General features: G+C 71.0%; 24 protein-coding genes and 1 tRNA gene. 16 read left to right on the top strand and 9 right to left on the bottom strand.

Features of this window, described 5'->3' with window-relative positions:
• Positions 1-8 precede the first annotated feature (8 nt).
• Both FHQ07_RS02945 and xseA read right to left on the bottom strand, forming a co-directional pair.
• Complete coding sequence (locus FHQ07_RS02945) at positions 9-1,439, bottom strand: aldehyde dehydrogenase family protein (RefSeq protein ID WP_139715271.1); 1,431 nt, start codon at positions 1,437-1,439, stop codon at positions 9-11.
• Positions 1,436-2,788: an exodeoxyribonuclease VII large subunit gene (gene xseA, locus FHQ07_RS02940; RefSeq protein ID WP_139715270.1), complete on the bottom strand. Its 1,353-nt coding sequence runs from the start codon at positions 2,786-2,788 to the stop codon at positions 1,436-1,438. The genes FHQ07_RS02945 and xseA overlap by 4 nt, the downstream gene beginning before the upstream one ends.
• Before the next feature lie 23 nt (positions 2,789-2,811).
• Between xseA and ispG the strand changes: the two genes are divergently transcribed.
• The 3 genes from ispG (at position 2,812) to FHQ07_RS02925 (ending at position 6,908) form a co-directional block, all read left to right on the top strand.
• Positions 2,812-4,095 (top strand): flavodoxin-dependent (E)-4-hydroxy-3-methylbut-2-enyl-diphosphate synthase, encoded by a 1,284-nt coding sequence (gene ispG, locus FHQ07_RS02935; protein WP_139715269.1) that lies wholly within the window; start codon positions 2,812-2,814, stop codon positions 4,093-4,095.
• A 55-nt stretch (positions 4,096-4,150) separates the two neighbouring features.
• Positions 4,151-6,115: an HD domain-containing phosphohydrolase gene (locus tag FHQ07_RS02930; protein WP_139715268.1), complete on the top strand. Its 1,965-nt coding sequence runs from the start codon at positions 4,151-4,153 to the stop codon at positions 6,113-6,115.
• Between the two features lie 145 nt (positions 6,116-6,260).
• A complete protein-coding gene (locus tag FHQ07_RS02925; protein WP_139717851.1) occupies positions 6,261-6,908 on the top strand; it encodes a phosphatase PAP2 family protein in 648 nt (215 codons plus the stop codon).
• 3 nt (positions 6,909-6,911) lie between these two features.
• On the opposite strand, the gene FHQ07_RS02920 is transcribed toward FHQ07_RS02925, so the two are convergent.
• Entirely contained in the window at positions 6,912-7,811 is a 900-nt protein-coding gene (locus FHQ07_RS02920; RefSeq protein WP_168191452.1) for a GGDEF domain-containing protein, read from the bottom strand.
• 104 nt (positions 7,812-7,915) lie between these two features.
• Between FHQ07_RS02920 and FHQ07_RS02915 the strand changes: the two genes are divergently transcribed.
• Positions 7,916-10,651, top strand: a complete 2,736-nt coding sequence (locus tag FHQ07_RS02915) for a serine/threonine-protein kinase (protein WP_139715266.1) — start codon at positions 7,916-7,918, stop codon at positions 10,649-10,651.
• 1 nt (position 10,652) lies between these two features.
• Here the strand turns inward: FHQ07_RS02915 and FHQ07_RS02910 are convergent, their stop codons facing one another.
• The 6 genes from FHQ07_RS02910 to FHQ07_RS02885 form a co-directional block, all read right to left on the bottom strand.
• A complete protein-coding gene (locus FHQ07_RS02910; RefSeq protein ID WP_139717850.1) occupies positions 10,653-11,558 on the bottom strand; it encodes a DMT family transporter in 906 nt (301 codons plus the stop codon).
• A 43-nt stretch (positions 11,559-11,601) separates the two neighbouring features.
• Positions 11,602-12,651, bottom strand: a complete 1,050-nt coding sequence (gene murB, locus FHQ07_RS02905; protein WP_139715265.1) for a UDP-N-acetylmuramate dehydrogenase — start codon at positions 12,649-12,651, stop codon at positions 11,602-11,604.
• On the bottom strand, positions 12,648-13,703 hold the full coding sequence (locus FHQ07_RS02900; RefSeq protein ID WP_139715264.1) for a quinone-dependent dihydroorotate dehydrogenase: 1,056 nt from the start codon (positions 13,701-13,703) through the stop codon (positions 12,648-12,650). The genes murB and FHQ07_RS02900 overlap by 4 nt, the downstream gene beginning before the upstream one ends.
• A gap of 3 nt (positions 13,704-13,706) precedes the next feature.
• Positions 13,707-13,994 carry a DUF4190 domain-containing protein gene (locus tag FHQ07_RS02895; protein WP_139715263.1) on the bottom strand — a complete coding sequence of 96 codons (288 nt, stop codon included), beginning with the start codon at positions 13,992-13,994 and terminating at the stop codon, positions 13,707-13,709.
• A gap of 10 nt (positions 13,995-14,004) precedes the next feature.
• Complete coding sequence (gene amaB, locus FHQ07_RS02890) at positions 14,005-15,537, bottom strand: L-piperidine-6-carboxylate dehydrogenase (RefSeq protein WP_139715262.1); 1,533 nt, start codon at positions 15,535-15,537, stop codon at positions 14,005-14,007.
• A gap of 61 nt (positions 15,538-15,598) precedes the next feature.
• Positions 15,599-15,675: transfer RNA gene (locus FHQ07_RS02885), tRNA-Arg, on the bottom strand.
• A gap of 182 nt (positions 15,676-15,857) precedes the next feature.
• Between FHQ07_RS02885 and FHQ07_RS02880 the strand changes: the two genes are divergently transcribed.
• The 12 genes from FHQ07_RS02880 to FHQ07_RS02825 all read left to right on the top strand — a co-directional run bounded on the left by FHQ07_RS02880 (position 15,858) and on the right by FHQ07_RS02825 (position 26,565).
• Positions 15,858-16,424, top strand: coding sequence for a sigma-70 family RNA polymerase sigma factor (locus FHQ07_RS02880; protein ID WP_139715261.1), 567 nt, complete (start codon positions 15,858-15,860; stop codon positions 16,422-16,424).
• Positions 16,421-17,083 carry a ChrR family anti-sigma-E factor gene (locus tag FHQ07_RS02875; RefSeq protein WP_139715260.1) on the top strand — a complete coding sequence of 221 codons (663 nt, stop codon included), beginning with the start codon at positions 16,421-16,423 and terminating at the stop codon, positions 17,081-17,083. Before FHQ07_RS02880 ends, FHQ07_RS02875 begins: the two co-directional genes overlap by 4 nt.
• Before the next feature lie 75 nt (positions 17,084-17,158).
• Positions 17,159-17,920, top strand: a complete 762-nt coding sequence (locus FHQ07_RS02870) for a hypothetical protein (protein WP_139715259.1) — start codon at positions 17,159-17,161, stop codon at positions 17,918-17,920.
• Positions 17,921-17,982: 62 nt separating this feature from the next.
• Positions 17,983-18,948: an acyl-CoA desaturase gene (locus FHQ07_RS02865; RefSeq protein WP_139715258.1), complete on the top strand. Its 966-nt coding sequence runs from the start codon at positions 17,983-17,985 to the stop codon at positions 18,946-18,948.
• On the top strand, positions 18,948-20,240 hold the full coding sequence (locus FHQ07_RS02860; protein ID WP_139715257.1) for an NAD(P)/FAD-dependent oxidoreductase: 1,293 nt from the start codon (positions 18,948-18,950) through the stop codon (positions 20,238-20,240). The genes FHQ07_RS02865 and FHQ07_RS02860 overlap by 1 nt, the downstream gene beginning before the upstream one ends.
• 5 nt (positions 20,241-20,245) lie before the next feature.
• A complete protein-coding gene (locus tag FHQ07_RS02855; protein ID WP_139717849.1) occupies positions 20,246-21,007 on the top strand; it encodes a DUF1365 domain-containing protein in 762 nt (253 codons plus the stop codon).
• A complete protein-coding gene (locus tag FHQ07_RS02850; protein ID WP_139715256.1) occupies positions 21,004-22,272 on the top strand; it encodes an SAM-dependent methyltransferase in 1,269 nt (422 codons plus the stop codon). Before FHQ07_RS02855 ends, FHQ07_RS02850 begins: the two co-directional genes overlap by 4 nt.
• A gap of 1 nt (position 22,273) precedes the next feature.
• Complete coding sequence (locus FHQ07_RS02845) at positions 22,274-22,804, top strand: DUF2878 domain-containing protein (RefSeq protein WP_139715255.1); 531 nt, start codon at positions 22,274-22,276, stop codon at positions 22,802-22,804.
• Entirely contained in the window at positions 22,801-23,583 is a 783-nt protein-coding gene (locus FHQ07_RS02840) for a DUF1295 domain-containing protein (RefSeq protein WP_139715254.1), read from the top strand. Before FHQ07_RS02845 ends, FHQ07_RS02840 begins: the two co-directional genes overlap by 4 nt.
• A 17-nt stretch (positions 23,584-23,600) precedes the next feature.
• On the top strand, positions 23,601-24,659 hold the full coding sequence (locus FHQ07_RS02835) for an SAM-dependent methyltransferase (RefSeq protein ID WP_240703579.1): 1,059 nt from the start codon (positions 23,601-23,603) through the stop codon (positions 24,657-24,659).
• Positions 24,660-24,661: 2 nt separating this feature from the next.
• A complete protein-coding gene (locus FHQ07_RS02830; RefSeq protein ID WP_139717848.1) occupies positions 24,662-25,201 on the top strand; it encodes a lipocalin family protein in 540 nt (179 codons plus the stop codon).
• Positions 25,198-26,565 (top strand): cryptochrome/photolyase family protein, encoded by a 1,368-nt coding sequence (locus FHQ07_RS02825; protein ID WP_139715252.1) that lies wholly within the window; start codon positions 25,198-25,200, stop codon positions 26,563-26,565. The genes FHQ07_RS02830 and FHQ07_RS02825 overlap by 4 nt, the downstream gene beginning before the upstream one ends.
• The last annotated feature ends 1 nt before the right edge of the window (position 26,566 follow it).

The following is a 26,566-nucleotide window of genomic DNA, read 5'->3' as shown; positions in this document are numbered from 1 at the left end:
GAACGGGGTTAGGCGCGGTCGCGGATCACCAGCAGCCGTTCCTCGGTCATGTCGGCGATCGCCCAGCGCACGCCCTCGCGGCCCAGCCCGGATTGCTTGATCCCGCCGTAGGGCATGTTGTCGACGCGGAAGCTGGGCACGTCGCCGACGATCACCCCGCCCGTTTCCAGCGCATCCCAGGCGCGCATCGCATGCCCCAGGTCGGCGGTGAACACGCCGGCCTGCAGGCCGAACGCGCTGTCGTTGGCGCGCGCGATGGCTTCGTCGAAATCGTCGTAGGCCTCGATGCAGGCGACCGGACCGAACGCTTCCTTGCGGTACAGGTCGGCATCGCGCGGCACATCGGCCAGCAAGGCGGCGGGCAGCATGTTGCCCTTGCGTGCGCCGCGCACCAGCGCCTTGGCGCCGCCGGCGACGGCGGCATCGATCCAGCCGTCGATGCGTTGCGCCGCCGCCTCGTCGATCACCGGGCCGATGAAGGTGGCCTCGTCGCGCGGGTCGCCGGTCCGCAGCCCGGCCACCGCTGCGGCGAGCCGTTCGCACAGCGCATCGAAGACCGCGCGATGGGCGATGATCCGCTGCACGCTGATGCAGCTTTGCCCGCTCTGGTAATACGCGCCGAACACCAGGCGTTCGACCAGCTCGTCCAGCGGCTGGCCGGGATCGGCGTCGACGATGCAGGCCGCGTTGCCGCCCAGTTCGAGGGTGACCTTCTTGCGCCCCGCGCGCGCCTTCAGCTCCCAGCCGACCAGGCCGCCGGTGAAGCTGAGCAGGGCGATCCGTTCGTCGCTGGTCAGCGCTGCGGCGTCCTCGTTGCTGCAGGGCAGGATCGAGAACGCGCCCGCCGGCAGGTCGGTTTCGGCCAGCACCTCGCCGATGATCAGCGCACCCAACGGGGTTTTCGCCGCCGGCTTGAGCACGAACGGGCAGCCGGCGGCGATCGCCGGTGCGACCTTGTGCGCGACCAGGTTGAGCGGGAAATTGAACGGGGTGATGAAGCTGCAGGCGCCGACCGGCACCCGCTTGGTCATCCCGCGGTAACCGCGGGTGCGCGGGGAGATCCCGAGTTCCAGCACCTCGCCGCCGATCCGGGTGGCCTCGCCGGCGGCGATGCGGAAGGTGTCGACCAGCCGGGTCACTTCGCCGCGCGCATCGCGGATCGGCTTGCCGGCCTCGATGCACAGGGCCAGCGCGAGTTCCTCGCTGCGTTCGCCGAAACGGCGCACGCAATGCTCGAGCACGTCGCGGCGCGCATCCGGCGGGAACGCGGCCATCGCCGCGCGCGCGTCGTATGCGGCGCTGATCGCCGCGTCGATCGCCGCGGCATCGGCGAACGCGGTGCGCGCGGCCACCTTGCCGCTGTACTTGTCGAGGACTTCGAGGCCGGTATTCGCCTGCACCGCGCGATTGGCGAGGTAGTACGGGTAGACGTCGTTCATGCGGGGGGCTCCTTGCCTTCGACGTGCAGGCGCAGCCGGCCATCGTGCAGGCGGCCGTGCAGGGTGTCGCCGACGGCGGCGTCGCCGATGCCGCGCACGATGCGGCCATCGGCGTGCTGGAGGATGCTGTAGCCGCGCGCGACCGTGGCCAAGGGGCTGACCGCATGCAGCGAGCGCGCCAGCCCGCGCAGGTGCAGGGCGTCCTGTTGCAGGCGTTGCGCGAGGATCGCCTGCGGGCGGCCGCGCAACCATTCGAGGCGCGCGCGCGCCAGTTGCAGCCGGCGTTGCGGATGGGTGGCGCGCAGGATCGCGTCGGCGTGGCGCAGCGCCGCGTGTTCGCGTTCCAGCCGGCGCTGCATCGCGTTCGCCAGCCGCGCCTGCGCCTGCCGTGCGCGTTGCGCGAGGGCTTCCAGCCGCGCCTGCGGGCGCAGGGCCTGCAGGCGCAGGAAGGCGCGGTCCGCGCGCTGCATGCGCTGGCGCAGCGCGTTCGCCTGCAGGGCGAGCAATTGCCGATGCAGGCCCTGCAGGCGCGCGGACAGGGTCGCGGCATCGGGCACCAGCAGCTCGGCGGAGGCCGAGGGCGTGGGCGCGCGCAGGTCGGCGGCGAAATCGCTGAGCGAGAAGTCGGTCTCGTGGCCGATGGCGGAGACTACCGGCACCTTCGATGCGGCGATCGCGCGCGCCAAGGCCTCGTCGTTGAACGCCCACAGGTCTTCCAGCGAGCCGCCGCCGCGGGCGAGCAGGATCGCGTCGTAGCGGCCGCTGGCATCCGCGCGTTGCAGCATCGCGCGGACCTGCGCCGCCGCGCCTTCGCCTTGCACCGGCACTGGCAGCAGGTCGACCTCGACCAGCGGGAAACGCCGGCGCAGCACGCTGACGATGTCGCGGATGACCGCACCCGAGGGCGAAGTGATCACTGCCAGCCGGCGCACGAAGGCGGGCAGGGCGCGTTTGCGCTCCGCGTCGAACAGGCCTTCCGTGGCCAGTTTCGCCTTCAGTTCGTCGAAGGCCCGGCGCAGCGCGCCTTCGCCGGCTTCCTCCAGCGAATCGCAGACCAGCTGGTAATCGCCGCGCGCCTCGTACAGGGTCAGGCGGCCGCGCGCGACCACCTTCAGGCCTTCGCGCGGGACGAACTTCAGCCACTGGCTCTTGGGCTTGAACAGGGCGCAGCGCACCTGCGCGCGGGCGTCCTTGAGGGTGAAGTACAGGTGCCCGGAGCCCGGCCGCGACAGGTTGCCGATCTCCCCTTCCACCAGCACCAGCGGGAACGCGCCTTCCAGCAAGTCGCGGGCCAGGGTGTTCAGCTGGCTGGGGGTCAGGACCTGGTCGCGCGGCGGATCGAAGTTCATCCAGCCAGACTAAACTATGCGGCATGAGCACCGCGCCCACGCCCGTCGAACCCTTGCCCTGCCACGATCCCGGCCGCTTCGGCGCGGATCCCCGGCGCGGCACGCGGCAGGTCGAGATCGGCGGCGTGAAAGTCGGCGGCGACGCGCCGGTGGTGGTGCAGTCGATGACCAATACCGATACTGCCGACGTCGCCTCCACCGTCAAGCAGGTCGCCGAGCTGTGGCGCGCCGGTTCGGAACTGGTGCGGGTGACGGTGAACAATCCCGAATCCGCCGCCGCGGTGCCGCGCATCGTCGACAAGCTCGAGATGATGGGCGTCCGCGTGCCGATCATCGGCGACTTCCACTACAACGGCCACACCCTGCTGGCGAACGAGCCGGCCTGCGCCGAGGCGCTGGCGAAGTACCGGATCAACCCGGGCAATGTCGGCTTCGGCAAGAAGCGCGACACCCAGTTCGCGCAGCTGATCGAATTCGCCATCCAGTACGGCAAGCCGGTGCGGATCGGCGCCAACTGGGGCTCGCTGGACCAGTCGCTGGCCGCGCGGCTGATGGACGAGAACCACGCGCGCGCCGAGCCCTGGGATGCGGGCCGGGTGCTGCGCGAGGCGCTGATCCGCTCCGCCATCGATTCCGCCGAGCGGGCGGTCGAGATCGGCCTGCCGCGCGAGCGCATCGTGCTCAGCGCGAAGGTGTCGGGCGTGCAGGAACTGGTGGCGGTCTACCGCGACCTGGCCGCGCGCAGCGATTTCGCCCTGCACCTGGGCCTGACCGAGGCCGGCATCGGCAGCAAGGGCATCGTCGCCTCCAGCGCCGCGCTCGGCGTGCTGCTGCAGGAAGGGATCGGCGACACCATCCGCATCTCGCTGACCCCGGAGCCGGGCGCCTCGCGCACGCAGGAAGTGATCGTGGCGCAGGAACTGCTGCAGACCATGGGCCTGCGCGCGTTCACCCCGATGGTGACCGCCTGCCCGGGCTGCGGGCGCACCACCAGCGAGTTCTTCCAGGAACTGGCCAAGGTCGTGCAGGAGCACGTGCGCGGCAGGATGCCGGAATGGAAGATCAGCCATCCCGGGGCGGAGAACATGACCCTGGCGGTGATGGGCTGCATCGTCAACGGCCCGGGCGAGTCGCGCCACGCCAACATCGGCATCTCGCTGCCCGGCACCGGCGAAACGCCGGCGGCGCCGGTGTTCGTGGATGGCGAGAAGACCGTGACCTTGCGCGGGGACAACATCGCCCATGAATTCGTGGCCCTGATCGACGCCTACGTCGAGCGACGCTACCGGGCGACGTCGCCGGGCTGATTCGCGCGCGCGCGATTGCTAGACTCGGCGGGTCGGACGCGTCGCGGGGGACGCCATGGACGGCAAGCACAAGAGTCTGCCGCTGTACCTCCATATCACCTTGCTGTCGGTCGGCCTGGTGGCGGTGACCGGGCTGGTGCTGCGCCATTTCGGCGACGTGATCCCCGGGCTCGGCGAATTCGGCCTGCTGCTCGGCGCGGTGGCGGTGCTGGCGTTGCTGGCCTCGCGCCGGATCGCCGCGCCGCTGGCGGAACTGGCGAAGCAGGCGGAGGCGGTGCGCCGCTTCGACTTCAGCGACCATCCGCTGATCCGTTCGCCGGTGCAGGAAATCGACCAGCTCGGCGGCGCCTTCGACCTGATGCGCGATGCCGTGCGCCGCTTCCTGCGCATCAATCGCCGGCTGGCGACCGAAACCGACCTCGAGGCGCTGCAGCCGTGGTTGCTGGACAAGATGGTGGACCTCGCCGGCGCGCGCGGTGGCGTGCTGTACCTGGTCGACGGGGTGACCGATGCGCTGGGCGCGACCGCGCTGGATGCCGAGGGCGGCAGGGCCAGGGCGCATCCCGGCTTGCCGTCGCTGCAGCAGGAGGCCTTGCCGCGGCTGATGGCGGATGCGCGGGCGACCATGCAGCCGGCGAACGGGCGGATGACGGCCGCCGAGCTCGAGGCGATCGGGCTGGATGCCGGCTTGGCGTCGTACGCCACCCTGGCGCTGCCGCTGCGCGACCGCCGCGAGCAGTTGCTGGGCATGCTGCTGCTGTTCAAGGACGGCGAGATCGATGCCGCCAACGCCAGTTTCATCGAGGCGCTGGCGGCGAGCGCGGCCACCTCGCTGGAAACGCAGGAACTGCTGCGCGGGCAGAAGACCTTGCTGGAGGCGACCATCCGCATGATCGCCGGCGCCATCGATGCGCAGAGCCCCTATACCGGCGGCCACTGCGAGCGCGTGCCGGAACTGACCTTCATGCTGGCGCGCGCCGCATGCGCGGCGCAGGACGGGCCGTATGCCGGCTTCGGCCTGGATGCCGAGGAATGGGAAGCGCTGCACATCGGCGCCTGGCTGCACGACTGCGGCAAGGTCGCCACGCCGGAACACGTGGTGGACAAGGCGACCAAGCTGGAAACCGTCTACGACCGCATCCACGAGGTGCGCATGCGCTTCGAGGTGCTCAAGCGCGATGCCGAGATCGGGTATTGGCGCGGCCTCGCCGAAGGCGGCGACCAGGCCGCCTTGCGCGAACGCCGCGATGTGCTGCTGGCCGCGCTGGACGACGAATTCGCCTTCGTCGCCGACTGCAATGTCGGCGGCGAATACCTGTCGCCCGAGAAGCAGCAGCGCCTGCGCGAGATCGGCGCGCGGCGCTGGTGGCGCACGCTGGACGAGCGCAAGGGCGTCTCGCGCGACGAGCTCGCGCGCCACGCCGCGCCGCCCTTGCCGCTGCCGGTGGAAGAGACGCTGCTGGCGGACAAGCCCGAGCACCGCATCCCGCGGCCGCCGGAGGAGGCCATCGCGGCGGACAACCAGTGGGGGTTCCGGGTCGAGGTGCCGGAGCTGCTGTACAACCGCGGCGAACTGCACAACCTGTCGATCAGCCGCGGCACGCTCACCGCCGAGGAGCGATACAAGATCAACGAGCACATGGTGCACACGATCCGGATGCTCAGCGAGCTGCCGTTCCCGCGCCACCTGCGCGCGGTGCCGGAGATCGCCGGCGGCCACCACGAGAAGATGGACGGCACCGGCTACCCGCGGCGGCTGGACCGCAGCCAGCTCAGCCCGGTCGCGCGGATGATGGCGATCGCCGACATCTTCGAGGCGCTGACCGCCGCCGACCGCCCGTACAAGCCGGGCAAGACCCTGTCCGAGGCGCTGAAGATCATGGCGTCCATGCGCAAGGACAACCACATCGACCCGGAACTGTTCGAGCTGTTCCTGCGCAGCGGCGTGCACCTGGACTATGCGCGGCGCTTCATGCGCGCCGAGCAGATCGACGAGGTCCGGATCGCGGACTACCTGTAGCCGGCGGCGCGCGCAGCCGCCGGGATGGCATGATCGCGGCCCGCCACCCCTTGCTGCAGCATCGATGCCGAACCTCCACGAGCAGGAAGCCGGCCGCGGCGCGCGCGGCATCGCCGGCGCGATCGGCGAAGACGCGCGCTTCGGCATGGATTTCCTGCGCAGGCGCTGGCGGCGCTTGCTGCTGGCCTTCGCCGGCCTGCTGCTGCCGCTGTGGGGCTTCGGCGAACTGGCCGACGAGGTGCGCGAAGCCGAGGCCTTCCCGTTCGACGCGCCGCTGCTGCAGTTCGCCCGGGCCATCGCCCGCGACGGCTTCGACCGCGCTTTCCTGCTGTTCTCGCAGCTCGGCTACCAATGGGGCGTGGTGCCGTTCGACGCGCTGCTGGTGCTGGCGCTGGCGGCGCTGCGGAAACTACGCGAGGGCCTGTTCGCCGGCATCGCGATCATCGGCTCCGCGCTGCTCAACCTCGGCGCCAAGCAGCTGTTCGCGCGCGCGCGGCCGTCGCTGTGGGAATCGATCGCGCCGGAGAGCACCTTCAGTTTCCCCAGCGGCCATGCGATGGGCTCGATCACGCTGGCGCTGGTGCTGGCCTTGCTGGCCTGGCACACGCGCTGGCGCTGGTGGGTGGCCGCGCCGATGGCGGCATTCGTGGCGATGGTCGGGCTGTCGCGGGTCTACCTCGGCGTGCACTACCCATCCGACATCCTCGCCGGCTGGGCTGCCGCCAGCGCATGGACGGTCGCGGCCTACCTGCTGGTGTTCCCGCACGGCCAGCGACCCTGGCGGGGACGCTGAGGCTCAGGGTTCCACGCAGACCCGGTTGCGGCCTTCGCTCTTGGCGCGGTACAGCGCGGCATCCGCGGCGGCCATCAGTGCGGGCCTGGCATCGCGCCCGGTCGCCAGCGCGGCCACGCCGATGCTGATGGTGATCCGCTGCGGCTCGCCGCCGGGCGCGAACGGCGCGACCGCCACCGCTTCGCGCAGGCGGTCGGCGAAGGCCTGCGCCGCCAACGCATCGCATTCCGGCAACAGCAGGGCGAATTCCTCGCCGCCGATGCGCGCGGCCAGGTCGTCGCTGCGCGCGTGCCGGCGCAGCAGGGCGGCGATCTGGCGCAGGACTTCGTCGCCGGAGATGTGGCCGTAGCGGTCGTTGACCGGCTTGAACAGGTCGACGTCGACGATGCACAGCGACAGCGGCCGCGCGTGGCGCATCGCGCGCGCGATCTCCTTGTCCGCCATCTCGATGAAATGGCGGCGGTTGTACAGCTCGGTCAGCGCGTCGTGGGTGGCGAGCTGGTAGATCTCCTCGTGGTAGCGCGCTTCCACGCTGTCCTGGCTGATGAACTTGAGGATGCTTTCGCCCACCGTCACCTGGTCGCCGTCGGCCAGCGCGGATTCGCCGTCGATGCGGCGGTCGTTGAGGCGGGTGGCGTTGGTGGCGCCGAGGTCGAGGATGCGATAGCCGTCGCCTTCGCGCCAGATCCGGCAGTGCTCGCGCGAGACGCTCTTGTGGGCGATGACCAGGTCGGCTTCCTGCGAACGCCCGACCAGCACCGGCGCCTCGTCGATGTCCGCGCGCCGCCCCAGGCCCTCGCCATGGATCACCACCACGCAGGCCGAGCGCCGCGCCGGCCGCAATGGCCCCTGGCTGAGCATCGTGCGCTGGGTGGTGTCGTTGGGATGCGGGTCGCTGGCCATGGTCCGCGTTCGATCGGCTCCCGCGAGTGTAGCCGCTGCCGGCGACGCGGTCAGGGCCGCCATCGGGCCTTTCGCTAGAATCGCGCGCAGGGCAGGGGACGAGCATGGCGCAGGGCAACCACGACGATCCGGAACGCACCGAATTGCTGGCGACGCGCTCGCCGGCGGCGGGCGTCGGCACCGAGCACGATGCGCTCGCCCCAGGCGCGCGCCTGGGGCGCTACCGCATCGAGAGCCTGCTCGGCCGCGGCGGCATGGGCGCGGTGTACCGCGCCGAGCAACTGGAGCCGGTGCACCGGACGGTGGCGCTCAAGTTGCTGCGCGCGCAGAAGCTGGATGCGCGCCACCTGGCCTATTTCGAGGTCGAGCGCCAGTTGCTGGCGCAGATGCGGCATCCCGCCATCGCCCATGTCTACGACGCCGACACCACTCCGGACGGGCATCCGTTCTTCGCGATGGAGTTCATCGCCGGCAGTCCGATCACCCGCTGGTGCGACCAGCACGCATCGCCGTTGGCGGAGCGCATCGCGCTGTTCATCCGCGTCTGCGAGGGCGTGCAGCATGCGCACCAGAAAGGCGTCATCCACCGCGACCTGAAGCCCGGCAACCTGCTGGTGGACGAAGTCGACGGCCGCGCGTTGCCGAAGATCATCGACTTCGGCATCGCCACCGCCAGCTCGCTGACCGAAGGCCGCGAAATCGCCGGCACCCCCGATTACATGAGCCCGGAACAGGCCGGCGGCGACCAGTCGCTGGTGGATACCCGCAGCGACGTGTACGCGCTGGGGGTGGTGCTGTGCGAACTGCTGACGGGGCAGCGGCCGCCGGCCGCCGGCGAAACCGTCACCGACCACGGCCGCAGCCTGCGCCTGCCTTCGGAACAGCTGTCCACGCTGTCGCCGCTGGATGCGGCGAAACTGGCGCAGGCGCGCGGCGAATCGCTGCCGCGCATGCGGCGCGTGCTGCGCGGCGAACTCGACTGGGTGGTGGCCAAGGCGATGCGCCACGACCGCAACCAGCGTTATGCCTCCGCGGCGGCGCTGGCCGACGATTTGCAGCGCTTCCTCGACCGCCGGCCGCTGCAGGCGGTGCCGCCTTCGCGCGGGTACGCCGTGCGCAAGTTCGCGCAGCGCCATCGCAGCGGGATCGCCGCGGCGTCGCTCGTCGCGCTGGCATTGGTCGGCGGCCTGGCGCTGTCGGTGTACGGCCTGCTGCAGGCGCGCGCGCAACGCGCCATCGCCGAACAGCGCAGCGCGGAGCTGGAGAAGGTGGCGGCGTTCCAGCAGTCGATGCTGGAAGGCATCGACATCGAGGCGATGGGCATCGGCATGGCCACCGGCCTGCGCGAGCAGGTGGCGCAGCAGGCGGCCGCCGACCTGCCGGGGTTCGAGCTGGGCCTGGCGCACGCCAGCACCGCCGATATCGCCCGCGGCCTGGTCGACCGCGACATCCTCGCCAATGCCGAACGCGCGATCGCCCGCGATTTCGCCCGCGAGCCGGCGCTGGCCGCCGACCTGCGCGAATCGGTGGCGAAGGTGCGGCTGGCGCTGGGCCTGCCGAAGGACGCGGCGCGCATCTTCGCCCGGGTCGCCGCTTACCGCGCCGGCGCGCTGGGCGCGGCGGCGCCGGAAACGCTGCGCGCGCGGCAGCAGCAGGCAGCGGCGATGCTGGAGGCGGCCGAACCCAAGGATGCGCTGGCACTGGTGCAGGCCGCCTTGCGCGATGCCGCGCGCCTGCCGCTGGGCGAACCGGTGCGGCTGAAGCTGCGGCTCGGCGAGGCCGAGGCGATCGCCGCGCTGGGCGACCGCCCGCGTGCGCGCAAGCTGATGGAAGGCCTGCGCGGCGACGCCATCGAACTGCGCGGCGAGCGCGACCCGACCACGATGGAAGTCACCAACGACCTCGCCATCCTGCTCGGGCGCATGGGCGAAGCGCAGGCCGGCCGCGCGCTGATGGAAGCGCTGGTGCCGATGCGCATGCAGGTGCTGGGCGCGGACCACGCGGACACCCTGTCGGCGCAGCACAACCTGGCGGTGATGCGGATCATGACCGGCGACAAGGACGGCGCGGTCGCCCTGCAGCGCAGCCTGGTGGCGACGCAGACGCGCCGGCTCGGCGCCGAACACCCGACCACCCTGGGCGAGCGCGGCAACCTCGGCAACATGCTCAACGACAGCGGCAAGCCGGCGGATGCGCTGCCGATCGCCGAGGCGGTGGCCGAGGCGCGCGCGCGCGTGCTGGGCGCGGACGATCCGCAGACCCTGCGCGCCAAGCTCAACCTGTCCTCGATCCTTGCGCGCCTGAAGCGCTTCGACGAATCGATCGCGTTGCAAGGGCAGGTCGCCGCGGCCCGCAGCCGCCTGCTCGGGCCGGCGCATCCGGACACGCTGTTCATCGAACTCAACCGCGGCGCCACCCTGTACCAGGCCGGCCAGGCGAAGGCTGCGCTCGTGCAGCTGGACCGCATCCTGCCGCTTGCGCACAAGGTGCTCGGCGACAAGCACCCGCAGGTGCACATGGGCTACGACATCCGCGCCCAGGCCGCCGACGCACTCGGCGACCACGCGCTCGCCATCGCCTCGTACCGCGAGTTGCTCGCGCTGCGCGAAGGCGCGTTGGGCGCGGACGCAGCGCGCACCATCGACGCGGCCTGGCAACTGGAAGGATTGCTGCGCCGGCAGGGCGACCGCGCGGGCGCCGACGCGTTGCGCGCGCGCTACATCACGCCGCTGCTGCAGGCCAGGGCGGACAGCCTGGACGAGGAACGCGCGGCCAAGCGCAAGGACATCATCGAAACCGAACGCGAGGAAGCGCAGGCCGCGCAGGCCGGCGCGCACTGAGTCATTCGCCAGGTTTGGCGGCTTCGCTCGGCGCCTGCGAGGCGGCCTGGCGCGCCAACCGCGCCTCGCGCTGGGCGATGTAGAAAGTCGCGGAGAGGATGATCGCCGCGCCGAGCAGGGTGTCGCCATCGACGGCCTCGGCGAACAGCAGCCAGCCGGCCAAGGTCACGATCGGCAGTTGCACGAAGCTGATCGGGGTCAGCGCCGATACCTCGCCCAGCTTCAGCGCGCGCGTCCAGAGCACCTGGCCGACGGTGCCGAGCACGCCGGACAGCGCCAGCCACAGCCAGGCGATGCCCTGCGGCGGGTGCCAGACGAACAGCGCGGGCAGCAGCGACATCGGCACCCACAGCACGTAGGTCCAGAACACGATGGTGTCGGCCTTGTCCACCCGCGACAGCTGCTTGATCTGGATCGCGACCAGCGCGTTCATCATCGCCGCGCCCACCGCGACCAGGGTGCCGCCGGTGAACGCGTGCGACCACGGCTGCACGATCACCAGCACGCCGACGAAGCCGGCCGCGACCGCCGCCCAGCGGCGCAGGCGCACGCGTTCGCCCAGCCACAGCGCGGCGGCGATGGTGATGAAGATCGGCGAGGAATACGCCAGCGAGATCGCCTGCGCCAGCGGCAGGTGGCCGATCGCCCAGAACCCGCAGAACATGCTGACGATGCCGATCCCGCAACGGATGAAATAGCGCGGCAGCTGGGTGGTGCGCACGTGCGCGGCGAAGCGCGCCAGCGGGCGCTGGCCGCCTTGGCGCAGCACCGGCCACAGCAGCATGGGCAGCAGCGACAGCAGGCCGAAGGCGTTGCGGAAGAACGCCACTTCCCAGGTCGGTTCGGTCTGCGAGGCCAGGCGGATGCAGATCGCCATCAGGCCGAAGCCGAAGGTGCTGGCCAGCATCAACAGCGCGGCGCGCAGTTGCGTGTTCACGATCGGGCGTGGCTCACCAGCTCGCGCCGATGATGCGCGGTTCGGGCTCGATCGCCACGCCGAAGCGCCCCTGCACCGACGCCGCGATGCGACGGGCGAGGCCCAGCAGTTGCGCCCCAGTGGCATGGCCGTGGTTGACCAGCACCAGCGCATGCGCGGCGGACACGCCGGCATCGCCGTCGTCATCGCGGTAGCCCTTCCAGCCGCACTGGTCGATCAACCAGGCCGCGGACAGCTTGCGGCTGTCCTCGCCGGCACCGCGGAACACCGGCATCGACGCGTGTGCGGCGAGCAATGCCTCCGCCTGCGCGAGCGGCACGATCGGGTTCTTGAAGAAGCTGCCGGCATTGCCCAGCAGCGCCGGGTCGGGCAGCTTGCGCTGGCGGATGCGGATCACCGCTTCGGCCACCTGCGAGGCGCGCGGCGAGCCGTCGATGCCCATCGCCTGCAATTCCTCGGCGATGCCGGCGTACTCCAGCTTCAGTGCCGGCGTGCGCGACAGCGCGAACTCCACCGCGGTCACGATGTAATGCTCGGGATCGCGCTTGAACAGCGAATCGCGGTAGGCGAATGCGCATTCGGCGGCGGTGAAGCGCACGAAGCTGCCGCTGCGGCGGTCGAAGGCGTCCACCGCATGGATGCAGTCGCGCACTTCCACGCCATAGGCGCCGATGTTCTGGATCGGCGCGGCGCCGACCGTGCCCGGGATCAGCGACAGGTTCTCGAGGCCGCACAGGCCGTGGCCCAGCGTCCACAGCACGAAGTCGTGCCAGACCACGCCGGCATCGGCGCGGACGATGGCGGCATCGCCCGCGTCTTCGACGATTTCGATGCGTTGCGCGGTCAGCGACAACGCCGCGCCCGGCGGATCGCCGGCGAACAGCAGGTTGCTGCCGCCGCCCAGCACCAGTACCGGGCCGTCGCGCAGCATCGCGTAGCCGAACAGTTCGGGCAGCGCGGCGGCATCCGCGACCTCGACCAGCATCGGTGCGGTGGCGTGCACGCCGAAGGTGTTGCGCGCATCCAGGCGCGCGTTCTCGACGAGGCGGAAACCCGTGGTCATGCCAGCGGCAGCGGGGTGCTGCTGGGGGCTTCCTTGCGCCGGCGCAGCGCGTCCACGCATTCGCCGATCAAGGCCGGGCCGCGATAGACCAGGCCGGTATAGAGCTGCACCAGGGTCGCGCCCGCCGCCTGCTTGGTGGCGGCGTCCGCGCCGTGCAGGATGCCGCCCACCCCGACCAGCGGGATGGATTCGGGCAGGCGCGTGCGCAGCATGCGCAGCACCGCGGTGGACTTGCCCATCAGCGGCGCGCCGGACAGGCCGCCGACTTCATCGGCATGGCGCGCGCCTTCCACGCCGTCGCGCGAGATGGTGGTGTTGCCGGCGATCACCCCGTCCACCTGCAGGTCGCCGAGCACGCGGCCGGCGGCGTCGATGTCGCTGTCGCTGAGGTCGGGTGCGATCTTGACCAGCATCGGCACCCGCTTGCCGTGCTGCGCGCCGAGCTTCTCCTGCGCCTCGCGCAGGGTGCCGACCAGCCGCCGCAGCGCCTGTTCTTCCTGCAGTTCGCGCAGGCCGGCGGTGTTCGGCGAGGAGATGTTGACCGTGACGTAGTCCGCCAGCGGGTACACGCGTTCCAGGCAGAACAGGTAATCGGCCTCCGCCGATTCGTTCGGCGTGTCCTTGTTCTTGCCGATGTTGATGCCGAGCAGGGCGCGGTCGCGGCGCGAACGTTCGACATTGCGCACCAGCGCATCCACGCCCTCGTTGTTGAAGCCGAGGCGGTTGATGATGGCCTCGTGTTGCGGCAGGCGGAACATGCGCGGCCTGGGATTGCCCGGCTGCGCGCGCGGCGTGGTGGTGCCGATCTCGATGAAGCCGAAGCCCAGCGCCATCAGCGCGTCGATGTGCGCGCCGTTCTTGTCCAGGCCGGCGGCCAGGCCGACCGGATTCTGGAAGGTCAGCCCGAACGCCTTGGTCGGCAGCGGCTTGGCGGCGGCCGCCAACAGCGGGTTCAGGCCGCTGCGGTAGGCGGCCTCCATCGACGCCAGGCCGAGGCCGTGCGCACGCTCGGCATCGAAGGCGAACAGGAACGGGCGGGCGAGTCCGTACAAGGGTCAGTGGTTCGCGAACGCGAGGAACGCCGCAAGGCCGCCGAAGAGCAGGAAGATCGCGACCACCACCAGCACCGCCAGCGCGATCGAGAGGTAGCCCAGCACCAGGCCGGCGACCGCCAGGCCGTCGCCTTCGAGGCGGTCGGGCTGGCGGCGGATCTCGCCGCGCGCCATGTGGCCGAAGATCACCGCGGCGATGCTGCCGAGGAACGGCAGCAGCGTCCAGCCGAGGATGCCGGAGACGAGGCTGATGATGGCGAGCGTGCTGGTCTGGCGGAGGTTGGCATTCATGGCGTTGGCCTCAGAGGTCGAACTTGATGCCCTGCGCCAGCGGCAGCGCGTCGGAGTAGTTGATGGTATTGGTCTGCCGGCGCATGTAGGCCTTCCAGGCGTCGCTGCCGGATTCGCGGCCGCCGCCGGTTTCCTTCTCGCCGCCGAACGCACCGCCGATCTCGGCGCCGCTGGTGCCGATGTTGACGTTGGCGATGCCGCAGTCGCTGCCGGCCGCGGACAGGAAGGCTTCCGCGCGTTTCAGGTTGGTGGTGAAGATCGAGGACGACAGGCCCTGCGGCACCGCGTTCTGCATGTCGATGGCGTCGGCCAGGTCGGTGTACTTCATCACGTACAGGATCGGCGCGAAGGTCTCGTGCTGGACGATCTCATCGGTGTTCTTCAGGCCGGTGACGATCGCCGGCAGCACGAAGTTGCCGGGGCGGTCGATCGCTTCGCCGCCGGTCTCGACCTTGCCACCCGCGGCCTTGGCCTTGGCGATGGCGTCGAGGTAGGCGTCCACGCCGTCCTTGCTGTTGAGCGGGCCCATCAGGTTCTTCGGGTCGGTGGGATCGCCGATCTTGCCTTCGACCTGCTTGTAGGCGGCGATCAGCTTGGCCAGCACGTCGTCGTACACCGATTCATGCACGATCAGGCGGCGGGTGGTGGTGCAGCGCTGGCCGGCGGTGCCGACCGCGCCGAACGCGATCGCCGGGATCGCCAGCTTCAGGTCGGCGGTTTCGTCGACGATGATCGCGTTGTTGCCGCCCAGTTCCAGCAGGCTGCGGCCCATGCGGCGCGCCACGTTCTCGCCGACCATGCGGCCGACCTTGGTGCTGCCGGTGAAGCTGATCAGCGGGATGCGCTTGTCGTCGACGAACTGCTGCGCCAGCTCGCTGCCGGCGTCGTTGAACAGGAAGAAGATGTCCGGGAAGCCGCCCTTGCGCAGCGCCTCGTTGCAGATCTTCATGCTGGCGATGGCCGACAGCGGGGTCTTCGGCGACGGCTTCCAGATGCTGATGTCGCCGCACACCGCCGCCACGAAGCTGTTCCAGGCCCAGACCGCGACCGGGAAGTTGAATGCGCTGATGATCCCGACCAGGCCGATCGGGTGCCACTGCTCGTACATGCGGTGGCCGGGGCGCTCGGAATGCATGGTCAGGCCGTACAGCTGGCGCGACAGGCCGACGGCGAATTCGCCGATGTCGATCATTTCCTGCACTTCGCCGTCGCCTTCCGGCTTGGACTTGCCCATTTCCAGCGCGACCAGCGAGCCCAGTGCGTCCTTGTGCGCGCGCAGCGCATCCGCGCACAGGCGGATCGCCTCGCCGCGGCGCGGCGCCGGGGTGGTGCGCCAGACCTTGAACGCGGCCTGGGCGCGCTCGACGATGGTGTCGTAATCGGCCTTGGAGGAGGCCTGCACGCGGCCCAGCACCTCGCCGGTGGTCGGGTTGACCGGTTCCAGCACGCCGGCATCGCTGGTCTTCGACCATTCGCCATTGCCGAGGTAGGTGCCGGATTCGACGGCCTGCAGGCCGAGCGCGGTGAGGACGGGGTGGGACATTGCGTTACTCCGGGTGTGGCCATGCCCCGCGCATGGCGGGGAGGCGTATTGCGATTGCGGATGGCGACCCCGGCGCGATTCGAACGCACGACCTGTCCCTTAGGAGGGGACCGCTCTATCCAGCTGAGCTACGGGGCCAGAACACTGGCTAAACCGTGACGATTATCGCAGCCGGGCCGGGTCAGGCCAACCCGCGTGACGCCCCTGCATCCGATCGGCCGCATCCTGCGTAGGCATCGGCATTGCTACCCTTGCGGCCATGCCTGATGCCCCAGCCCGCGCCCAGCGAGCGTCCCGCGCCCTTCGAGGCGGCTAGGCGCATGTCCGCGTCCGCCGCCACCGGGCAGGAAGCCAGGGACTGGTCCGACGAGATGGCGGCGGTGGCGGGGCGGCGCGACCGCGACTGCTTCCTGCGCATCTACGACCACTTCATGCCGCGCCTGTGCCTGTACCTGCGCGGGGTGGGCGTGCCCGAGGCGGTGGCCGAGGAGTTGGCGCAGGAATCGCTGCTGCGCCTGTGGCAGCGCGCCTCCAGCTACGATCCGGCGCGCAGCGCGCTGGCCACCTGGCTGTTCCGGATCGCGCGCAACCTGCAGATCGACCGCCTGCGCCGCGAGGCCGGGCATCCGCAGGTCGGCGAGCAGGCGATCGACGCCGAATGGGAGGCCGACCCGGGCACCACCGAGGCGCACGCGGACCAGGTGCAACTGCAGCGCCGGATCGAGGCGCTGCCGCCGGTGCAGGCCAGGTTGATCCGCATGTCCTATTTCGAAGCCAAGAGCCACCAGCAGATCGCAAGCGAACTGGGGATGCCGCTGGGCACCGTGAAATCGCATGTGCGCCGCGCTTTCCTGCGCCTGCAGGGCGAAATGGGAGGCGAGCCGTGAGCCCGCGCCATCACCTGGATGCCGCCACCCTGGTCAGCCACGCGGCGGGCGCGCTGTCGCCGGAGATGTCCGCGGTGGTGGCGCTGCACCTTGCCGGCTGCGCCGAGTGCCGGGCCAGCCTGGCCCGCGCCGACGCGATCGGCGGGGTGCTGGTCGAACAGCAGCATCCCGCGCATGCGCAGGGCGCGCAGCACGCGCGATTGCGCGACGCCATGCTGGCGCGGTTGGACGAACCCGCACCGCAGCCCGCCGCGCCGGCGAACGCCGACGGCGATCCCGATCGCCTGCCGGCGCCGCTGCATCCCTATTTCGGCGCATCCTGGCGGGCGCTGAAATGGCGCTGGATGGGGCCGGGGATGCACTACATCAGGACCCTCGGCCCGAGCGGCGGGACCATGTTGCTGCTGCGGATCGGGCCTGGCCGGCGCATGCCGGTGCACGGGCACCAGGGCAGCGAGCTGACCCAGATCGTGCGCGGCGCCTACGACGATGCGCTGGGGCACTTCGCGGCCGGCGACGTCGCCGACCTCGACGCCGATACCGAGCACCAGCCGGTGACCGCGCCCGGCGAAGCCTGCATCTGCGTGTCCGCGCTGGATGCGCCGCTGCGCTTCCCGGGCTGGTTCGCGCGCCGCTTGCAGCCGCTGTTCGGGATCTGAGCACGACGGCCTGAGCCGCGCGCATCCGGATCGCGCCTTGCCGCGTAGGCGGGATGGGCGATCACGGAACCGCACATGCGCGCAATCCTGCTTCCCGGCCTTGCGATGCTGGCGATGCCGCCGCTGCACGCGGCGGATGCCGCCGGTTGGCAGCGACGCGACGCCGAAGTGCGCAGCGCCGAGGACGCGCGCCTGCTGTACCGCGAATCGCACTTCATCCGCGCGGGCGCGCGCAGCGAGCGCTGGGTGGCGTACCGCTGCCCCGATGGCGCGGCGTTCGCGCGCAAGCATGTGCAGGGTGGATCGGCCGCACCCGCATTCGCGCTGGAGGACGGGCGCGGCTATGCCGAGGGACTGCATGCCGGCAGCGGCACCCGCACCGCCTATGCGGGCGCGGACGGCGATCGCAGCGAGCGCAGCGTGCGCGTGCCCGCGGATGGCGTGGCGGATGCCGGTTTCGACGCCGCGGTGCGCGCGAACTGGGACGCGCTGATGCGCGGGCAGGCGCTGCGCCTGCACTTCCTGGTGCCCAGCCGGCAGCGCTTCTATCCGCTGCGGGTGCAGCGCGCCGGCAGCCTGGACTGGCGCGGCATCCCCGCGGAACGCCTGCGCATGCGCCTGGACAGCTGGTTCGGCTTCGTCGTGCCGGAGGTGCGCCTGGTGTACGCGCGCGACGACCGCAGGCTGCTGGAATTCGCCGGCACCGGCAACATCCGCGACGCGCGTGGCGGCAATCCGCAGGTGCGGATCGCCTTCGAGCCGCGCGCGCGTGCCGTCGACGACGCGCAGGTCGCGGCGCTGCGCGGCGACCCGCTGCGCGGGCGTTGCGCGATCTGATGCGCGCCTTGCATCCGATCCGCGCCCGGCTGCGTAGGCAGGGACGCACACGGGAGAAGGCGATGGCGGCCAGGGACGCGGCGGGACGGAACCATCGGGGCGACAGGGCGCTGGCGGCGCTGCGCGGCTGGCTCGACACGGCCGCAGTGGCGGACGCGGGCGATGCCGGCGCCGACGACGACCGCATCGATTGGCTGCGCGCGCTTCCCTTCATCGGCATGCACCTCGCATGCCTCGCCGTGTTCGCGGTCGGCGTGTCGGCCACCGCGCTGTGGGTCGCGCTGGCGCTGTATGCGCTGCGGATGTTCGCCATCACCGGCTTCTACCACCGCTATTTCTCCCATCGCACCTTCCGCGCCTCGCGTCCGGTGCAGTTCGCGTTCGCGCTGCTGGGCGCGGCTTCGGTGCAGCGCGGTCCGTTGTGGTGGGCCGCCCACCATCGCCACCACCACGTGCATGCGGACACCGCGCGCGACCCGCACACGCCGCGCAAGGGCTTCTGGCGCAGCCATGTCGGCTGGTTCCTGACCCGCGGCGGCTTCCGCACCGACACCTCGCGGATCGGCGACCTGCTGAAATTCCCGGAACTGCGCTGGCTGGACCGCTGGGACACCGCCGTGCCGGTGGCGCTGGCCGCGGCGTTGTACGTCGCGGGCGAAGCGCTCGCGCGCTGGGCGCCGTCGCTGGGCGCCAACGGCCCGCAGTTGCTGGTCTGGGGCTTCTTCGTCTCCACCGTGGCCCTGTTCCACGCCACGGTCACCATCAATTCGCTGGCCCACCGCTGGGGCCGGCGCCGCTTCCAGACCCGCGACGACAGCCGCAACAACCTGTGGCTGGCGCTGTTGACCTTCGGCGAGGGCTGGCACAACAACCACCATCATTTCCCCGGCAGCGCGCGCCAGGGCTTCCGCTGGTGGGAAATCGACATCACCTGGTACGGCCTGCGCGCCCTGCAGGCCCTGCGCATCGTCCACGACCTCAAGCCGGTGCCCGCCGCCGTGCTGGCGCGTGCGCGGGGCGGCCGCTGATGCGCATCGCGGTGGTCGGCAGCGGGATATCGGGCCTGTCCGCGGCATGGCTGTCGTCGCAGCGGCACGAGGTCGTGCTGTTGGAAGCCGACGATCGCCTGGGCGGGCATACCGATACCCACCGCGTCGAGGTCGATGGCCGGCAACTGCAGGTCGATACCGGCTTCATCGTGCACAACCCGGCGCATTACCCGCTGCTGACGCGGATGTTCGACGAGCTCGGCGTCGCCACGCGCCCGACCACCATGAGCTTCTCCGTGCAGGACGCGCGCAGCGGCCTGGAATACAACGCGACCTCGCTGGATGGCCTGTTCTGCCAGCGCCGCAACCTGGCCTCGCCGCGCTTCTGGGGCATGTTGCGCGACCTGGCGCGGTTCTATCGCGAAGCGCCCGCATTGCTCGATGCGCCGGGGCAGGGGCCGTCGATCGGCGAGTACCTCGACGCCCACCGCTACGGCGCGGCCTTCCGCGACCAGCACCTGGTGCCGATGGCCAGCGCGCTGTGGTCTTCGCCGGCGGCCGGCATCCTCGACTTCCCGGCGCAATACCTGGTCCGGTTCATGGCCAACCACCACATGCTGCAGCTGGCCGGGCGGCCGCCATGGCGCGTGGTCGATGGCGGCTCGCGCCGCTACGTCGATGCCCTGCGCGCGCGCTGGGACGTGCAGGTGCGCCTGCGTGCCCCGGTGCGCGGGATCGCGCGCGACGAACGCGGGGTGACGCTGCGGCTGGATGGCGGGATCGAACGCTTCGACCAGGTCGTGCTGGCCTGCCACAGCGACCAGGCGCTGGCCCTGCTCGACGACGCCAGCGATGCGGAGCGCGATCTGCTGGGCGCGATCGCCTACCAGCCCAACGAGACCGTACTGCATACCGACGCGCGCCTGCTGCCGCGTGCGCGCAAGGCGTGGGCGGCGTGGAATGCGCATCTGCCCGCAGACCCGGCGGATGCCTGCACGGTCAGCTATTGCATGAACCTGCTGCAGGGCCTGCCCGGCGACACGCCGCTGGTGGTGACGCTCAACCGCACCCAGGACATCGACCCGGCCCGCATCCTGGCCCGGCGCAGTTACCACCATCCGGTGTACACGCATGCCTCGGTCGCGGCGCAGGCGCGCAAGCGCGAGATCCAGGGCCAGCGCCGCACCTGGTTCGCCGGCGCGTACTGGGGCTGGGGCTTCCACGAGGACGGCATGCGCAGCGGCGTGGAAGTCGCGGCGGGGTTGGGGGTGCCGTGGGCGGCGTCGGGCTGGAAGCGCGAGATCGCGGCCCCGCTGGAGGCAGCCGCGTGAGCGCGCTGGCCAGTGCGATCTACGAAGGCCGGGTGACGCATCGCCGGCATGCGCCGACCACGCATGGCTTCGACTACCGCATGGCCCAGCTCTACCTGGACCTGGACGAACTCGATGCGGTGTTCCGCGAGCGCTGGCTATGGTCTGTCGAGCGCTCGAACCTGGCGTCGTTCCGGCGCGAGGATTTCCTGGGCGATCCCGCCATGCCGCTGGCGCAGGCCGTGCGCGAGCGCGTGCAGGCGGCGACCGGCGAACTGCCGGCCGGTCCGGTCCGCCTGCTCGCCCACTTGCGTTACGCCGGCTACAGCTTCAACCCGGTCGCTTTCTATTACTGCCACGACGGCGAAGGCGCGCTGCATTCGATCGTGGCCGAGATCACCAACACGCCGTGGAAGCAGCGCCATGCCTACGTGCTGCCGGTGTCCGCCGCGCGGCGCCGGGGCAGGGCGCTGCACTGGGATTTCGACAAGGCCTTCCACGTCTCGCCGTTCATGGCGATGGCGCGCCGCTACGCGTGGTCGTTCACGCCGCCGGGCAAGGACCTGCGCGTGCACATGGACGTGTGCGACGGCGACGTGCGCGAATTCGACGCCACCCTGGCGCTGCAACGGCGGAGGCTGGATGCGGCCGGCCTGGCGCGCGTGTTGTGGCGCTATCCGCTGATGACCGCCCGGGTCATCGCCGGCATCCATTGGCAGGCGCTGCGGCTTTGGCTGAAGCGCACGCCGGTCCACGACCATCCTTCCAACGCGGGGCATCGCGCATGAACAGCATCGTCCAACCACGCGCGGCCTCCGGTTTCGGCGCGCTGGACCGCGCCCTGCGCGCGCGCCTGTTGCGGCAACTCGACGGCCTGCGCCAGGGCGACATCGTGCTGGTCGACCCGCTGGGGGACGCCCGCGTGGGCGAGCCCACCGCCGGCATCCCGAGCGTGCGCGTGCAGGTGCGCGACGCCGGCTTCTATCGCGCTCTCGCCGGCAACGGCAGCGTGGGCGCGGCGGAGTCGTACATGGACGGCGACTGGGACTGCGACGACCTGGTCGGGCTGGTGCGCCTGCTGGTGCGCAACCGCGACCTGCTGGACGGCATGGAAGGCGGCGCGGCGCGGCTGGGCGGTTGGGCGATGCGCGCGCTGCACGCACTGCGCCGCAACACCCGCGAAGGGTCGCGCCGCAACATCGCCGCGCATTACGACCTGGGCAACGATTTCTTCCGCCTGTTCCTGTCCGACGACCTGATGTACTCGTCGGCGCTGTACGCGGGCGAGGACGACACGCTGGAGGTGGCCTCCACCCGCAAGCTGGACCGCATCTGCGACAAGCTGGGGATCCTGCCCGGCGACCACGTGGTGGAGATCGGCACCGGCTGGGGCGGGTTCGCCCTGCATGCGGCGCGCAGCCGCGGCTGCCGCGTGACCACCACCACCATCTCGCGCGAGCAGCACGCGCTGGCCTCGCAGCGCGTCGCCCAGGCCGGCCTGCAGGAACGCGTCACCGTGCTGCTGTCCGACTACCGCGACCTGCAGGGGCGGTACGACAAGCTGGTCTCGATCGAAATGGTGGAGGCCATCGGCGCGCAGTACATGCAGGCCTATTTTTCCACCCTGGGCCGCCTGCTCAAGCCGGACGGCCTGGGCCTGGTGCAGGCGATCACCATCGAGGACCACCGCTATGCGCAGGCGCTGCGATCGGTGGATTTCATCAAGCGCCATATCTTCCCCGGCTCCTTCATCCCCTCCATTGCCGCGCTGCTGGACGCGAAGGCGCGCAGCAGCGACCTGGCGCTGGTGCACCTGGAGGACTTCGGGCCTTCGTATGCGCGCACCCTGCGCGACTGGCGCCTGCGCTTCCTGGCCAATCGCGAGCAGGCGCGCGCGCAGGGCCACGACGAACGCTTCCTGCGCATGTGGGCGTTCTACCTGGCCTATTGCGAAGGCGGCTTCCTGGAGCGCTCCATCGGCGTGGCCCACCTGTTGCTGGCCAAGCCGGGGTATCGCGGCGCGTCCTATCTGCCCGGCCTGCTGGAAGCCTGAGATGGCGAACTGGGCCAACCTGCTCGGTTACCAGGCCGCATGGTTCGCCACCGTGTGGAGCGCGGGGCGCGGCATGCCCTGGCTGGGCGTGCTCGCCTGCGCGGCGTTCCTGGCCTTGCAACTCGGCGTGTCGCGGCGACGCGGCGATGACGCGCGCGTGCTGGTCGCGGCGTTGGCCTGCGGCCTTTCCATCGAAGCGGGCCTGTCGCTGGCGGGCCTCCTGCAGCATGCGGCGACACCGCCGGGATGGCCGGCGCCTGCCTGGATCGTGGCGTTGTGGGGCGCGTTCGCCTTGACCCTCAACCATTCGATGGCATGGTTCGCGCGGCATCCCTGGACGGCCGCGGCATTCGCCGGGGTGGGCGCGCCGCTGGCCTACCTGGGCGCGGCGCGCGGGTTCGGCGCGGTCGCGTTCGCGGCGCCGGTCTGGCGGGGCGTGCTGATGCTCGGCCTGGCCTGGGCGATCGCGTTGCCGTTGCTGCTGCGCATCGCCCAACGGCCGCTTCTCCTGCAACGCGAGGCGCACGCATGAACCCGTGGCAGCAACTCCTGTTGGTCTGGTCGCTGGCGGCGGTCGCGCAGGCGCTTGCCTGGCGGCGCCAGCAGCGCACGCGCAATGCCGGCATCGTCGATGTGGTGTGGTCGTTCGGCGTCGGCGGTGCGGCCGTGCTGACGGCGGCCACGGGCCAGGGCGCCTTGTTGCCGCGCCTGTTGTTGGCAGCGCTCGGCGGTCTGTGGGGGCTGCGCCTGGGCCTGCACCTGCTGCACCGCGTGCGCGGCGAGGCCGAGGACGGTCGTTACGCGCAGTTGCGCAAGCGCTGGGGCGATGCGCCGCTGAAGTGGCTGACGATGTTCCAGTTCCAGGCGCTGCTGGTCGCCTTGTTCGCGTTGCCGTTCCTGGCGGTGGCCGCCAACCCGGTGGCGCACTGGAACGCGTGGTTCATGGCCGGCATCGCCGTGTGGATCGCCTGCGTGGCCGGCGAGGCCATCGCCGATCGCCAGCTCTCGCGTTTCCGCGCCGATCCCGCCAACAGCGGCAAGGCCTGCCGCGCGGGACTGTGGCGCTATTCGCGGCATCCCAATTATTTCTTCGAATGGCTGCACTGGTTCGCCTACGTGCTGCTGGCGGCGGGCTCGCCGCTCGCGTGGCTGGCATGGAGCGGACCGGTGGTGATGTACCTGTTCCTGCGCTTCCTCAGCGGCGTGCCGTTCACCGAAGCCCAGGCCCTGCGCACGCGCGGCGAGGACTATGCGCGCTACCAGCGCAGCACGCCGATGCTGATCCCGTGGTTTCCCAAGGAGGAACGATGAACGCAACCGTCGAGGCGATGCAGCCGCAGGACGACCGCGCCGCGCCCGGCCTGCTGGGGCTGGCGGAGCGCGGCCAGCTGCCGGACGCCCTGCTGCGCGCGGGCATCCGCCGGCTGTGCGCGCAACGCCTGCGCGAGGAACATGCGCTGGACCCCGATGCCGCCGCGCGCCGGCATTCGGCGCTGGTCGCGGACTTGCGGCAAAGCGCGGTGGCGCTGCACGTGGATGCCGCCAACCGCCAGCACTACGAACTGCCGCCGGGCTTCTTCGAGCGCTGCCTGGGCCCGCGCCTGAAATACTCCGGCTGCTTCTACCCGACGGGCGACGAGTCCCTGGCACAGGCGGAAGAAGCGATGCTGGCGTTGTACGGCGAACGCGCGCAGCTGGCCGATGGCCAGGACATCCTGGAACTGGGCTGCGGATGGGGTTCGCTGACCCTGTGGATGGCGGAACGCTTTCCCGATGCGCGGATCACCGCGGTGTCGAACTCGGCGCCGCAACGGCAGTTCATCGAGGCGCGCTGCCGCGAGCGTGGCCACGCCAATGTGCGCGTGCTGACCCGCGACGCGAACGCGCTGCAGTTGCCCGCGCAGGCGTTCGACCGCTGCGTGTCGGTGGAGATGTTCGAGCACATGCGCAACTACGCAACGCTGCTCGCGCGCATCGGCACGTGGCTCCGGCCCGGCGGCAAGCTGTTCGTGCACATCTTCTGCCATCGCACCCTGGCCTATCCGTTCGAGACCGCGGGCGACGACAACTGGATGGGCCGCCACTTCTTCACCGGCGGGCTGATGCCGGCCGCCGATACCCTGCTGTGGTTTCAGGACGCATTGCGCATCGAGGACCGCTGGCTGGTCGACGGCACCCATTACCAGCGCACCGCCAACCACTGGCTGGCCAACCAGGACGCGCGCCGCGACGAGGTGATGCCGATCCTGCGCCAGGCCTATGGCGATGCCGCCGGCCTGTGGTGGCAGCGCTGGCGGATGTTCTGGATGAGCTGCGCGGAACTGTTCGGTTACGACCACGGCCGCGAATGGATGGTCGCCCACTACCGTTTCGCCAGGGAGGCATGACGATGAAGGAGGGCTCGATCCTCGCCGCCGCGCTCGCGACGCTGCTCGGCGCCTGCGCCACCCAGGAACCCGCCATCCCGCCGGTGGCCTCGGTCGACCTGCCGCGCTTCATGGGCGACTGGTACGTGATCGCGCACATCCCGTCGCGGCCGGAAAAGGACGCCTACGACGCCGTCGAGTCCTATCGCCTGGACGGCGACGGCAGGATCCGCACCACCTTCAGGCAGCGCAAGGGCAGCTTCGATGCGCCCATCGAGACGATGGAGCCGGTCGGCACCGTGGTGGAAGGCAGCCACAACGCCGTATGGGGCATGCAGTTCGTGTGGCCGATCAAGGCCGAGTACGTGATCGTGGACCTGGCGCCGGATTACTCGCGCACGATCGTCGGGCGCAGCAAACGCGACTATGTCTGGCTGATGGCGCGCACGCCGGCATTGCCGAAGGAGCAGCTGGACGCCGCCATCGCCAGGATCGAGGCGCTGGGCTACGACACGGGCAAGCTGCGCATGGTCCCGCAATCGGGCGCCGCGAAGGACCGATGAACACCGGCATCGTCTGGTTCCGCCGCGACCTGCGCCTGGCCGACCATCCCGCGCTGGAACGCGCGCTGCAGTCGCACGATGCGCTGCTGCTGGTCTACATCGACGAGGACGACGCGCCCTACAGCGCCTCGCGCGCCTGGCTGCGGCGTTCGTTGGCCGCGCTGGCCGCGGACATCGCCATGCGCGGCGGCGAACTGCATGTGCTGGCCGGCGACGCCGAAGTCCTGTTGCCGCGGCTCGCCGCGGACGCGTGCGCCAGCGCCGTGCACATCAGCGCGCTGCACGAGCCGGATGCCGACGCCCGCGATGCGCGCATCGCCAGGCGCCTGTCCGCCGATGGCGTGGCGATGCGCCGCGCGGGCGGGCGCATGCTGACCGATGCCGATGCGGTGCGCACCCGCGCCGAAGCGCCGTATCGCGTGTTCACGCCGTTCTTCAAGGCGGCGTTGCCGACCTGGCGGCATCGCCCGCGGCCGGCGCCGGAACGCTTGGCCTGCATCGGGCTGCCGGCATCGCTGGCGGATGCGAAGCGCGCGATCGCGGCACCCAAGCCCGCCTGGGACGCGGCCTTCTTCGACCGCACGCTGCCCGGCGAGGCGGGAGCGCATGCGCGCCTGCGGGCGTTCCTCGACGGCCTCGACGCGTATCCCGAACACCGCGACCTGCCGGCGCTGGATGCCACCTCGTTGCTCTCGCCGCATCTGCATTTCGGCGAGATCGGTCCCGGCCAGGTGCTGCAGGCGGCACGCGAACGCGGCGGGCCCGGCGCCGGCAAGTTCATCGCCGAATTGGGCTGGCGCGAGTTCGCCTATTACGTCCTGCAGCACTGGCCGGCCAGCGCCAGCGGGAACTTCAATCCGAAATTCGACACGCTGCCCTGGCGCAGCGACCCGGCGGGCTTGCGCGCCTGGCGGCAGGGCTGCACCGGCGTGCCGCTGGTGGATGCCGGCATGCGCCAGCTCTGGCGCACCGGCCGCATGCACAACCGCGTGCGCATGGTGGTGGCGTCCTGGCTGACCAAACACATGGGCATCCACTGGCGCGAAGGCGCGGCCTGGTTCCTGCATACCCTGGTCGATGCCGACCTGGCCAACAACGCGCTCGGCTGGCAATGGGTCGCCGGCACCGGCGTGGACGCCGCGCCGTATTTCCGCATCTTCAATCCGGTCACCCAGTCGCGCCGCTTCGATCCGCTCGGCGACTACATCCGCCGCTGGCTGCCGGAACTCGCCGGACTGGACGCCACGGCCATCCACGCGCCGTGGGAGGCGGGGATCGTCGTGCCGGGCTACCCGCGGCGGCCCATCATCGATCCGGCGCAGGGCCGCGCCGATGCGCTGGCGCGGCTCAAGGCCACGGGCTGAG

Origin of the sequence: Thermomonas aquatica, from assembly GCF_006337105.1 — a bacterium.
In the GTDB taxonomy this organism is placed as follows: Bacteria; Pseudomonadota; Gammaproteobacteria; order Xanthomonadales; family Xanthomonadaceae; genus Thermomonas; species Thermomonas aquatica.
This window is presented reverse-complemented; position numbering and strand designations above follow the sequence as displayed.

Coding starts and splice junctions, on each gene's coding strand:
- FHQ07_RS02945 (WP_139715271.1), bottom strand. CDS start 1,439: ATGAACGACGTCTACCCGTACTACCTCGCCAATCGCGCGGTGCAGGCG.
- FHQ07_RS02825 (WP_139715252.1), top strand. CDS start 25,198: ATGAACACCGGCATCGTCTGGTTCCGCCGCGACCTGCGCCTGGCCGAC.
- ispG (WP_139715269.1), top strand. CDS start 2,812: ATGAGCACCGCGCCCACGCCCGTCGAACCCTTGCCCTGCCACGATCCC.
- FHQ07_RS02910 (WP_139717850.1), bottom strand. CDS start 11,558: ATGCTGGCCAGCACCTTCGGCTTCGGCCTGATGGCGATCTGCATCCGC.
- FHQ07_RS02915 (WP_139715266.1), top strand. CDS start 7,916: ATGGCGCAGGGCAACCACGACGATCCGGAACGCACCGAATTGCTGGCG.
- FHQ07_RS02845 (WP_139715255.1), top strand. CDS start 22,274: ATGGCGAACTGGGCCAACCTGCTCGGTTACCAGGCCGCATGGTTCGCC.
- FHQ07_RS02925 (WP_139717851.1), top strand. CDS start 6,261: ATGGATTTCCTGCGCAGGCGCTGGCGGCGCTTGCTGCTGGCCTTCGCC.
- FHQ07_RS02930 (WP_139715268.1), top strand. CDS start 4,151: ATGGACGGCAAGCACAAGAGTCTGCCGCTGTACCTCCATATCACCTTG.
- FHQ07_RS02850 (WP_139715256.1), top strand. CDS start 21,004: ATGAACAGCATCGTCCAACCACGCGCGGCCTCCGGTTTCGGCGCGCTG.
- FHQ07_RS02870 (WP_139715259.1), top strand. CDS start 17,159: ATGCGCGCAATCCTGCTTCCCGGCCTTGCGATGCTGGCGATGCCGCCG.
- FHQ07_RS02865 (WP_139715258.1), top strand. CDS start 17,983: ATGGCGGCCAGGGACGCGGCGGGACGGAACCATCGGGGCGACAGGGCG.
- amaB (WP_139715262.1), bottom strand. CDS start 15,537: ATGTCCCACCCCGTCCTCACCGCGCTCGGCCTGCAGGCCGTCGAATCC.
- FHQ07_RS02880 (WP_139715261.1), top strand. CDS start 15,858: ATGTCCGCGTCCGCCGCCACCGGGCAGGAAGCCAGGGACTGGTCCGAC.
- FHQ07_RS02895 (WP_139715263.1), bottom strand. CDS start 13,994: ATGAATGCCAACCTCCGCCAGACCAGCACGCTCGCCATCATCAGCCTC.
- FHQ07_RS02840 (WP_139715254.1), top strand. CDS start 22,801: ATGAACCCGTGGCAGCAACTCCTGTTGGTCTGGTCGCTGGCGGCGGTC.
- FHQ07_RS02835 (WP_240703579.1), top strand. CDS start 23,601: ATGCAGCCGCAGGACGACCGCGCCGCGCCCGGCCTGCTGGGGCTGGCG.
- murB (WP_139715265.1), bottom strand. CDS start 12,651: ATGACCACGGGTTTCCGCCTCGTCGAGAACGCGCGCCTGGATGCGCGC.
- FHQ07_RS02830 (WP_139717848.1), top strand. CDS start 24,662: ATGAAGGAGGGCTCGATCCTCGCCGCCGCGCTCGCGACGCTGCTCGGC.
- xseA (WP_139715270.1), bottom strand. CDS start 2,788: ATGAACTTCGATCCGCCGCGCGACCAGGTCCTGACCCCCAGCCAGCTG.
- FHQ07_RS02920 (WP_168191452.1), bottom strand. CDS start 7,811: ATGGCCAGCGACCCGCATCCCAACGACACCACCCAGCGCACGATGCTC.
- FHQ07_RS02860 (WP_139715257.1), top strand. CDS start 18,948: ATGCGCATCGCGGTGGTCGGCAGCGGGATATCGGGCCTGTCCGCGGCA.